8 protein-coding genes are annotated in these 10,742 nt (G+C 48.8%); all 8 read right to left on the bottom strand.

Annotated features, from left to right (window positions below; all coding sequences use genetic code 11):
* Positions 1-13 precede the first annotated feature (13 nt).
* The gene (locus M2404_RS10865; protein ID WP_259239751.1) at positions 14-814 is read right to left on the bottom strand and encodes a type VI secretion system accessory protein TagJ; all 801 of its coding nucleotides are present in this window, start codon (positions 812-814) and stop codon (positions 14-16) included.
* An 8-nt stretch (positions 815-822) separates the two neighbouring features.
* Positions 823-2,373, bottom strand: coding sequence for a type VI secretion system contractile sheath large subunit (tssC, locus tag M2404_RS10860; RefSeq protein ID WP_259239750.1), 1,551 nt, complete (start codon positions 2,371-2,373; stop codon positions 823-825).
* A gap of 95 nt (positions 2,374-2,468) precedes the next feature.
* Entirely contained in the window at positions 2,469-3,962 is a 1,494-nt protein-coding gene (gene tssC, locus M2404_RS10855) for a type VI secretion system contractile sheath large subunit (protein ID WP_259239749.1), read from the bottom strand.
* A gap of 1 nt (position 3,963) precedes the next feature.
* Complete coding sequence (gene tssB / locus M2404_RS10850) at positions 3,964-4,464, bottom strand: type VI secretion system contractile sheath small subunit (RefSeq protein WP_068231692.1); 501 nt, start codon at positions 4,462-4,464, stop codon at positions 3,964-3,966.
* A gap of 58 nt (positions 4,465-4,522) precedes the next feature.
* The gene (tssA, locus tag M2404_RS10845) at positions 4,523-5,620 is read right to left on the bottom strand and encodes a type VI secretion system protein TssA (protein WP_259239748.1); all 1,098 of its coding nucleotides are present in this window, start codon (positions 5,618-5,620) and stop codon (positions 4,523-4,525) included.
* Positions 5,621-5,701: 81 nt separating this feature from the next.
* Positions 5,702-6,472, bottom strand: a complete 771-nt coding sequence (locus M2404_RS10840) for a PP2C family protein-serine/threonine phosphatase (RefSeq protein ID WP_259239747.1) — start codon at positions 6,470-6,472, stop codon at positions 5,702-5,704.
* Between the two features lie 2 nt (positions 6,473-6,474).
* Complete coding sequence (gene tagF, locus M2404_RS10835) at positions 6,475-7,197, bottom strand: type VI secretion system-associated protein TagF (RefSeq protein ID WP_259239746.1); 723 nt, start codon at positions 7,195-7,197, stop codon at positions 6,475-6,477.
* On the bottom strand, positions 7,179-10,727 hold the full coding sequence (tssM, locus tag M2404_RS10830) for a type VI secretion system membrane subunit TssM (protein ID WP_259239745.1): 3,549 nt from the start codon (positions 10,725-10,727) through the stop codon (positions 7,179-7,181). The genes tagF and tssM overlap by 19 nt, the downstream gene beginning before the upstream one ends.
* Positions 10,728-10,742 lie beyond the last annotated feature (15 nt).

Raw genomic sequence — 10,742 nt, 5'->3', positions numbered from 1 at the left:
GCTCCGAACCCGCTCAGGCCGTAACTGCAGAGTCAAACAGTGACAACTGACGGATCTCAGTTAGCATCAATGCTTCGTCACCAACCAGCAACATCTTCTGGCCTGTGCCGGTAACCAGTTGCTCATGATGCTGCTGCCAGTTCGTATCCTTACCCAGCCGCTCTGATACCTTTAGGCTGTCAACATAAGTTACCGGCACAAAAACCTCACCTTGCGGGCCGTCTTTAATCGCAATTTCTGCACGACGCCAAACAGTATCCAGCAAGGACTCCGGCTTTTTCAGCTGCAAGCTGTCGATTTCACTGAATTTAGCCAGATAGTATTGGCCATCTGTGCCAAACAGCTCCAGATAACCAGCCAGGCTGTCGTCCAGATCGCGCACATCTGTCGCTGTTTCACCATTGATATCCAGTGCAACTGCACCACGCAGATTTTCCAGTGCGTTTGCAGCCTTAACTGCAGCATCAATATCCTGCTCTTTTAGCGCCAGACGCAACGATAACAATGCTTCAAACATCGCATCAGGTTCGCCAAACAGCGTTGCTGTCATACCGCCGTTATAAAAGTCATGCCTTGCCGAAGCTGCACGGATCAACTGGCGTAAATTAACAGCCCCCACCAGAAAGTCAGGATGCTGGCGCACCATCATATCCAACTGCTGATCGGCTTTTTCCAGCGCCCCCTGAATACATAACAGCTCAATATAAACAGCGCGCACATCGGCGTTAGCCGGATCGTCCCGTAACAGCTGCATTGCACGCTCGGTGGCAGCAATTAATTCACCCTGTTTTATTAATGTCTGTAATTGTTTCACTGTTAACCTCACGCCGTAACGGCTTGTTTAGGTGATAGCTCAGCAACCAACTTTACTGTTGTAATCATTTGATCTAACTGAAAATGTGGTTGCAGCTGAATAATTGAATAGTAACGCCCTGGTTCACCGCGTTTTTCTTTAACCTGAATACGTGCTTCACGCAAAGGATGCCGGGCCCGGACATCGTTAGACGCATCTGTTGATGCAGTAGTGTAGTTGTGCAGCCAGCGCTGCAACTCTTGCTCGCATTGCTCGGCAGAGTGATAACCACCAACCTTATCGCGGCCAATCACCTTTATATAATGCGCAAAACGGGCTACACACAAAATGTATTGCAGCATGGCCGACAGCCGGGCGTTAACAGTAGACAGTTTGTCGTCGTAACTCTTAGCCAGCTGCACTGAGGCATTGTTATAAAATGCAAAATAATCGCTGTAAGGCACCACAGATAACGGCACAAAACCGTTATCTGATAACTCAGCTTCAAACCTGTGCCCTACCAGCAAATTAACCGACGGTTTGTTGCTCTGCTGGTACTTCTCAGTTTCATAGCGGCTAACCGGCAAATTGCTAACCAGACCAAAATTATGCTGCCCGGCCTTCATACCCCGAATTTGTGCAAACCAACCCGACTCGCTATAGGCCCTTACCAGCACCGAGGCAAAAGCAAAAGCGGCGTTGCCCCACAAATAGTCGCGCTCCGGATGTGCCAAAGCTTCTCGAAACACAAAGCTTTCTGTACGGGAGCCATCATCTTTGTATGGGCTGCGCATCAATACCTGTGGCAATACCACGCCTAAAAAGCGTGCATCTTCCATAGCACGCAGTGCCCGCCACTTTACATACTCCGGTTGCTTAAACTGGCTACCGATATCCGATACCAAGCCAAGCTCAGAGAAATGATCAACACCAAACAGCGATGGGTGTGCTGCGCAAATAAAAGGCGCAAAAGCGGCGGCGGCAGTACGGGCAACTTCCTTTAATGTATCCAGATCGTTAGTTAACTGGCCGGGTCGTATTTTATGGCTAATCTGATAGTCGCCAACCAGCACACCAAAAGGTTCACCGCCAGGCATATCAAATTCGTTATCGTATATAAGTTTGAAAAAGTCACTCTGGTCGAAATCGATGGCACGATTAATATCTTTGCTAAGTTCAGGCCACGACAGCGACAATAGTTTTACTTTAACTTTTTGCTCCCGATCATGGCGCTCAGTTTGTTCAGTCAGGTACAGCAAACCCCGCCAGCTGGCTTCCAGTTGCTGTAGCTGGCTGTGGTGAATAATGTCATTCAGTTGCAGGTTTATTAGGCGGTCGATATCAGCAATAGCACGGCATAACATAGCGCTAACCAGATTAGTACTCTGCACCTGAGTACAGGCGACATGTTGCAGCCAGTACAAAATAGCAGCTAAAGGTTCGGGTTCACGCAGAAAGCGCGTCAGCACACCACTACGCTCCAGCCGGGTATAGGCAGGCTGATTAAATTCTGCCTGCTGCGCATCGGCAAAGGATGCTGTAAATACATCCTCAGACACAAACTTTACCGCGTCGGCCATGACATCCTCATCTGCTTACCTGCTTTGGCTAACACCAACAGATCACTGGCTAAACCGCTAAGCTTAGCCAGTGGCAACTGGTGTTGTTAACAGCGCTAACCACCCATCTCAGGGATTTTCGCTACCAGACGTAGCGACGTAGACAACTCTTCCAGTTGCAGCCATGGCCGTAACCAGGCAACTGCATTGTAAGAGCCAGGGCGGCCGGGAATTTCACGCACTTGAACCTTGGCATCTGCCAACGGATAGCGGGCACGAACTTCCTGACCACTGCCTTCTGAAGCGTTGACGTAAGTTAAAATCCAGCGGTTTAGCCAGACTTCAACATCTTCTGCTTCCATAAAGCTGCCGATCTTGTCGCGCGCTAGTACTTTTAGGTAATGTGCAAAACGCGACGTGGCCATCAGGTACGGCAGGCGGGCAGAAATAGCCGCATTAGCAGTAGCTTCTGGCGTATCGTATTTTTTCGGCTTTTGTGCCGTTTGGGCACCGAAGAACACGGCATAATCGGTATTTTTGTAATGACACAACGGCAGAAAACCCATTTTGCCAAGCTCAGCCTCACGCCGGTCAGTAATACCAATTTCTGTTGGGCATTTCAGATCCGGATCACCATCATCACTCATAAAGATATGGCTGGGTAAACCTTCAACTTTACCGCCGCCTTCAGCACCACGAATAGCCGTGCAGAAACCATATTGGGCAAAAGCGTTAGTCAGTTTTGAACCCATAACATAGGCTGCGTTCATCCAGCAATATTCTGAATGATTGGTTGTTTTCGCCACGCCCTTTTGTGCGTCCAGTTCAAACTCTTCAAAACCAAATTCTTCAATTGGTGCTGTCGCGCTACCATAAGGTAAACGGGCCAATACACGGGGCATGGTTAATGTCACAAAGCGCGAGTCATCGCTGTCACGGAAAGAACGCCATTTGGTGTATTCCAGAGATTCGAAAATTTTCTCCAGATCGCGTGGTTTTGACAGTTCAGTCCACTCATCAAAGCCAAATAACGCCGGTGATGCTGCAGATAAAAACGGACAAAAGCCCGCTGCCGCCACATTTGACATATAGGTTAATGTTTCAATGTCTTCCGGATGATTAGTAAATTCGTAGTCACCGATAATGGCACCATAAGGCTCACCACCCGGAGTGCCGAATTCTGACTCATATACCTTTTTAAAGGTTTGGCTCTGGTCAAATTCAACAGCTTTGCTTAAATCCTTGTACAGCTCTTTTTTACTCATGCTGATCATACGGATTTTAAGTGAAGCACTGGTTTCAGAATTCATTACCAGATGGTTCAGGCCGCGCCAGCTACCTTCCAGTTTCTGAAAAGACGGGGTATGCATAATGGCGGCAAGCTGACTTGAAATAAGTTCGTCTAAACGGTTAATTGCCTCGTTAAAGGTTACCGTTAAGTTTTTATTCCAACTGACCGTGCCGCTAAGAGCTTCTTCGGTCAGCGTGCGTAACAATTCTTCAGCACGGGATGCGTCGGTTTGTTTGGTGGCACCAATTGCCTGCTCTAACAAAGAACTGGTTGCGCCCTGAGCATTATCATGCTGTTCCAGTAAAGCTTCCGTACTCATGTTATTTATCCTCTATGCTGAGATCCTGCGCCAGCTTTTGCAGATCTTCGTTGTTGTTAAGCACACGCTCCAGAATATTTTCTAACTCTTCTGAGCGATCGATTTTTGTCATCAGATCACGCAGTTTGTTACGCGTTGCCATAAGTTTATCCAGTGGTTCAACCTGCTTGACGATAGCGGCCGGTTCAAAGTCCTGCATCGATTTAAATTCCAGCTCAACACTAAACTGACTGTCATCTCCGGCCAGTTTGTTATCTACTTTGAAATTCAGTTTCGGATTCATCCGCTTTAACACTTCGTCAAAGTTATCCCGGTCAATCTGTACAAAACGGCGATCTTTTAAAGGTTTTAACGCTTCAGTGTTATGGCCGGCAAAATCGCCCATTACACCAACCACAAAAGGCAGTTCTTTTTTAACCGCAGCTCCTTCTGTTTCAACGTCATAAGTAATATGCACACGGGGCTTACGCACCCGGGATAATTTGCTGTGAATACTTTCCATTGACTTTCTCCTGTTACTCAGCTGTTGTTAATTTCAGTTCATGCCCACACAAAGAGCATTACTTTTGTTGCGGTATTCCCGCCAGCCGGAAGTAATGGTTACGGCTGTTGTTATCATCAATAAGCTCCTGCAACAGCTCCGGTAAACTCAGAGTGCTCCAGTGCACAACCTGCTCCAATGCATATGAAATGGGCGAGTGTGGCTCGGTTTTACGAAAAAATTCGGCTGACTGTTTCAGGCTTAACAATACCTGTTCGCGAGTTTGCACCTGCTGCTGTAGCGGATCTGCATGGCTGCTCATCTGCCCGTCTGCATCAGTTGTTATTGTTTGCTCAGCGCTCGTGGCGAACTGCGCCAGCTTGTCAGCCGCCAGATAATTAACGGCATCAAGGCATTTGTGCAGGGCTTTGCTAATAGCACTGGTTGGTTGCGGCTCGCCGTTCATGGCGGCATCCATTGCCTGCGACAGCAGTGCAAACTCGGTTATTGCCGTTTCAATTTGTAGTTTTAGTTGCTGGTAAAAAGCAGCGGGTGTTTCTGCTACAGCGTCTTTAATTTGTTCCAGCGTGGCGATACCGGCATCCGCTTTTTGCTTCTGGCGCTTTTCGTCTTTACGGGAAATATCAGAAGCGCGCTCATACTGCCAGCAGGCAAACTGGCCATGTGCCGTCATATCAGTTAGCGGAATACTCAGAATAGGCGTGATAAGGGCGCCATCGCCCTCGTAACCATTGAGGCCAATAAGAGGTGCAATGCGAACCTCCATACCTTCTTCATCAGATTGCGGGTACAGGCTTGGCCAGAAATGCTCTATTAACAAGCGGGTCGTTTTAAAACCGGCACTCAGGCCTGCAAAACCATCTGTACGGCACAACGCCTCAATCAGCCAGGCTGCATATTCAAGATCTTTAACCTGGCTACATAAAATAACCGGAATTTTTTCTGCCAGCGGCCGCCAGTCTGAAGCTAAGGCCTGAAAATCTTCATCCTCAGCCAGCAAGGCACGTTCATTAGCCCGGGCATGGCCGCGCGTATCTTTTAACTGGTAGTACTGTGAAGTTGGTGAAATATCAGTACGCGGATCTATGCCTGCAGGCGCAGCAATATCGACGCCCTCAATTAATATTTTAAAGTCAATTAATTCACTGTAATCCATCACAACAACCCAAACGAGACGTTATTTAGGCAAATATGTTACTTTATTGTTTTAATGATGACAACAGTTAATCAATAATTTCTAATTATTTATAAATAAAGGAATTGTTACATCCTTATCGTTAACATTTTGCATATCTCCGTTTACCTTTACCAGGATACAGGTAACATTGTCCCTTGCACCGGCAACCAGAGATGAATGCAGCAACGCCCGGTTTGCTTCCGCAATGTTATTGTGCGCCAGATACTGGCATATCTCGCCATCTGTCAGCTCTTTGTTCAGGCCATCACTACATAGTAAAAACAGATCTCCGGGTTGCCAGACACCACTGACAATATCAATGCTGACATGCGGGTCTACCCCAACAGCACGGGTGATCACATTTGCCAGCTCATGCTGCTCAGCCTCACTGCTGCTAAGTAAGCCTTGCTCTACCATGTCATTGACCTGGCTATGATCGCGGGTTAGTTGCCGCAGCTGCTGATGGCGCAGTAAATAGCCACGGCTGTCACCTGCCCAGAGAAAGTGGTAATGCACTTTGTCCAATAACAGCACTACAACGGTAGAGCCTGCTGTATGGCCATCTAAGTGTTGCAGGCTGTACCGGCAAAGCTCCGCATTTGCCTGATGCAAGGCCTGAGTTATCAGGTTTACGCTGGCCGTTTCGCCCCGCTGCATAGCTAACCGTATGGTGTCTACCACTAACTGGCTGGCGATATCGCCGGCAGCATGCCCTCCCATACCGTCAGCAACCACCCATACACCGCAATCGGCAAGATCCAGACAGGCATCTTCATTGAGCTTTCTGACTAATCCTTTATGTGTCTGGGCATGAGAAACAACCTGTTTCATAATTAAGATCCGTTTGAATTGATGTCAGCCAGCTGCCACTGCCAACGCTGCCAGTCGCCATTTAACATGGCCGCAAACTGCCCGACCTGAGGTAAACCGCTGGTTACCAATGTACAGGGCTCTACCTGCTCTGAGCCTTCTGTCCACCACAAGCAATAGCGGCCAAACTGTTGCCGGTAGCTATGATGCAATAAGCTGGCTGCATCAGGTTCTTCTGCTGAGCGCAGCACCCAAGCTGGCCGCCCCTGGCTGGCAGACATCACAGGGCAGCTGATCTGTGATGCTTGTGGCCAGTTAAACTCTGCCGTCTTTAATGCTGCAAGCCAGGATTCCAATGAAAAATCATCGTCCAGTGTATGCAGTACCTGCTGCTCTAACACTTCAGCCCAGCCAGATTGCATTCTGGCTTGCACTGGTGTGCACGGCAGAGCCCGGCTAATAGTAAAGGGGTAATGCCGCCCGACCTGATCAACACTTGGCATCAGGCAGCCCATTTTCCCTTCGGTACCACATACACCAGGCGATATAGCAAAATGCCAGATTGGGCTGGTCAGATAAGTTGCCAGCCAGTCCGCTCCTAATTGCTCCCTGCTGACAGCTAAAACAGCCTGTAGCCACTCATTCCAGGCATCGACAAAGTCTGCTGTCAGCCCCTGAGTAATAAAATCACCACGACTGGGAATTTTGCCGCATATGCCTATTTCGGTTATAAACTTGCCGGACAACTGAAGGTCTCCAATGCACTGCTCCAAAATGGATTGTTAACGGTATCAGGCACCAGCTCTACCCTCGCGTTATTCCCCTGCACTGCCAGATGCAGGACTTTATCAGTCCGGGTTTGCGGCCGGGCCTGGGTTAACTCATCCAGAAAACGGAACCAGGACCATTCACCTTCCTGACTAATATTCGATGGTAAACCCGAGTTTGCCGGTGTAAACACAAGACGGGTTTGTAACTTATTGCGATCACCCGGCCAGAAAAACTGTCGGGAACGGGTTGGGCCATGCCGGTATGACAACTCCTGTCCGTCAAGCTCAAGCAGTAAATGGGTGATATGCCGATCCAGATACACCGGCCTTAAACTAAAGCCCACTTTTAGCTTTTGACTGCCACCGTCAAAAAACGCGGCCCGGATCTGCTGGGCTGACTGAAAAGTTTTCAGAACACTCTGGTCCAGGCCGATATCACGTTTAAAGGTCCAGGCTGCGCTACTGGTATTAACAAACGGTTGTAAATAATCTTTGAAGAATGCATCCAGCGTGCCGCCGTAACCAAAGAAGCGCTCGAAGTCTCTAAGCTTAATATCTTCTTTTGAGCGCCGGTTCAGCGGGTAACGGTCAGCAATAGCCCTTCTGTATTCCGCCAGTACAGTACCTTGCCATGCTTCGTTGATATGCTGCCGGCTGCCTTTGGCAAACAGCTTGGTTGTGTCGGTAGATAAACTGCCAAGCCAGTCAGAAAAAGGTGATGGAATATCGGTTTTCAATCGGCGCAGTGCCACGCTAAGCTCATTACCGCCCTCGCCGCTTAACTGGTTAGCATAGGCCTGGCGGGCCATGCCGCCCGGTACATATAACCGCTCCAGATAATCGTGATACATGCGGCTGGTTTGAGCAATTTGCTCCAGTTGTGCATCCTGAATGCTCAGTACTTCACTGAAGGCACGTTCAACCTCAATGCCTGGTAACTGTTGCTGCAACGCCGACATGTTGTCGGGTAACAGCCGGTTTAAGCGGGCTTTCTGGCTGGAGAATTGAGTATCAGCAACCTTACCGGCTACTTCTTTTGCCATATTCGCTTCTGCTGATTCAGGTAAACTGGTTAGCCGCACATTTTGCTGCACTGCGCGGATAATATTCTGTATTGGCTGCTCTGGCCCTGCCAGCACACGGGTAACAAACACCCCTTGTTCAACGTCACTGACTGCACTGATACTGATATCGTCCAGTAACTCCTGCCATACATACACATAATCACGCAGGTACTTTTCAGTAACCTGATCAGACAGCGTAGTATCAGCCGCACCTTCATCACCCTCTGCGGCTTCACCATATACCCAACTGTCCTGCATCAGGCTTCTGATGATACGACGCTTTTCAATGTTAAACAGGCCATGAAACCCCTTATAGGTATAAAGCCCGGAGATACCCTGCTGCAATGGCTGGCCGCTTTTACGTTTAACCACTTTTACGCCGTCAGTCCCCAATACATCAACCAGCCGGAAATCCGGAATATGGCTTTTCATCAGTTCGGTGCGCACCCGCTGATAAGCCCTCTCAGCCAGCGGTATTGTCAGCAATAATTCGCGGGCGGCAACAACAACATCCTGCTGATAGGTAGCGCCTTTAATGCCACTTTCTAATAAAGCCTGCAGGTGGTTTTGCAACGACAACCGCAGTGGCTGGCTAACATCACCGGGATACTGGCGTTCAGTATAAAGGGCAAACCAGGAGCTGAGCTGCTCTGCGTTAAAATGCTCCGGCCGGAATACCATCAGATAGGTTTTTAAGGTTTCATACAGGTAGTCGCGGTGCTCAGCATTGCGCTGCATTTCTTCAGTTAATACCTGGGTAAAATAAGGCACAAAACTATGATATAAGCCATGTTGATAGGCGGTTCTACCTGCCTGCCCAAGCTTGTCACCCTGATATAAGCCAAGGTTTTTCGGGCCATCAACCGGGATCACACCTGAGTAACCGGCAGGTAAATCACGCAACAGGTTAAGTTGTTCGTTAAGCGCTACTACATCCTGCTGCGTTCTGGCTGAATCCGCCAGTTTCTGGTAATCATTAACCGAAGCGGTAACCTGATCAACCAAACGGCTGTTCCAGTTGTAACTGCCTGTCCAGGCAACCAGTAACCAACACGCGGTTACTGCTGTACCGGCCAGCACGCCACGACGGATCCAGCGGTGCTTATTTTTATGATGCAGATTAACCGACGCCAGCTCCCGTTCAGGAATAACAATTTCTTCAAAAAAACGCTTGATAAAATAACCTTTACCCTCGCCGGTCTGGCGGCGCAGTGGCGGTTCTGCTAAACCAAAATTGCTACCAAGCTGCGACATTATGCGATCAATCGGCACGCCTTCCTGCGTGGCACTGGCAATATAAACACCGCGCAGCATAGTGGCTTTTTCAAATGGGTTTGGTGCGAAAATTTCTTTCAGAAAATCATCCGCAGCACTTTGCAATAATCTTAGCTGGCGAGGAAACTCGTAAATAGCGGCGCGGTTATCCTGATCATGTTCGTACTGTAACCGGCTGAACAGGCGTTGGGTCAAGCGGTTAATAATGGCGTGGAATTCTTTGTTAAACTGTGCCACAACACCTTTTTCACTATCTGCCTGAGCAACATCAAAAGTCATGCCCCATACCTGCTCACGTTCTTCCGGGGTAAGGTGATCAAAAAATTCCGTAAAGCCGGCAATCAGATCGGCCTTGGTAAACATCACATAAACCGGAAAAGTCATACCCAGTTGGTTTTGCAGCTCCTGCACCCGTTGTTTAATAGCCCGGGCATGTAAATTACGTTCAGTACGGGTTTGGTTAAGTAAATCGGCCAGACTCACAAATACAATTACGCCGTTTATTGGACGACGTGGCCGGTGCTTACGTAACAAACCAAGAAAACCCTGCCAGGCAGTGGAATCCTGTGCAGCGTGGCTGTCTTGTGTGGTGTAGCGTCCTGCAGTGTCTATCAGTACCGCCTGATTGGTAAACCACCAGTCACACTGGCGGGTGCCTCCGATGCCTTCAATTGCATCCATACCCATATGTTCTTTTAACGGAAACTCTAACCCTGAATTGTGTAGCGCAGTGGTTTTGCCGGAACCCGGCGGGCCAATCAGCATGTACCAGGGCAACTGGTATATATCCCGCGCTTTACTAAAACGGGCATGCTTTAATATATCCAACGCTTTTTGCATCCGCTCACGCAGCACCTCAATATCACGCTGGGCCAGCTCGTCATGCTGTTGATGCTCTTCACCATTTAGCAGCGTATCTACCGCCTGCTTATGTGAACGGCTTTCGCGCAATCCTTTAATGTAATGGCTGCCGCCCCATATCAGAGCAATAATCAATAACGTCAGCAAACGTGCCGTTGCACTTGCCAGCGGTTCATACCCGGCTATGGCCAGTAACGGGCCACCAAACCATATAAGCAGTGCTAAGGCCGTAAGACCCAGCACGGTAATAAAGACGCTGGATTTAAACAACCGCATAACCGGTTGCAGTGCTGATTTAACTTTCATAACACTTCCCTTGCT

This window comes from Rheinheimera pacifica (assembly GCF_024809855.1).
Lineage (GTDB): Bacteria > Pseudomonadota > Gammaproteobacteria > Enterobacterales > Alteromonadaceae > Alishewanella > Alishewanella pacifica_A.
Note: the sequence above shows the minus strand (reverse complement) of the source record. Positions and strands in the feature narration are given on the sequence as shown.

Excerpts from the sequence above, each read along its gene's own strand:
- tssM (WP_259239745.1), bottom strand. The coding sequence starts at position 10,727 with ATGAAAGTTAAATCAGCACTGCAACCGGTTATGCGGTTGTTTAAATCC.
- tssA (WP_259239748.1), bottom strand. The coding sequence starts at position 5,620 with ATGGATTACAGTGAATTAATTGACTTTAAAATATTAATTGAGGGCGTC.
- tssB (WP_068231692.1), bottom strand. The coding sequence starts at position 4,464 with ATGGAAAGTATTCACAGCAAATTATCCCGGGTGCGTAAGCCCCGTGTG.
- tssC (WP_259239749.1), bottom strand. The coding sequence starts at position 3,962 with ATGAGTACGGAAGCTTTACTGGAACAGCATGATAATGCTCAGGGCGCA.
- tssC (WP_259239750.1), bottom strand. The coding sequence starts at position 2,373 with ATGGCCGACGCGGTAAAGTTTGTGTCTGAGGATGTATTTACAGCATCC.
- M2404_RS10840 (WP_259239747.1), bottom strand. The coding sequence starts at position 6,472 with ATGAAACAGGTTGTTTCTCATGCCCAGACACATAAAGGATTAGTCAGA.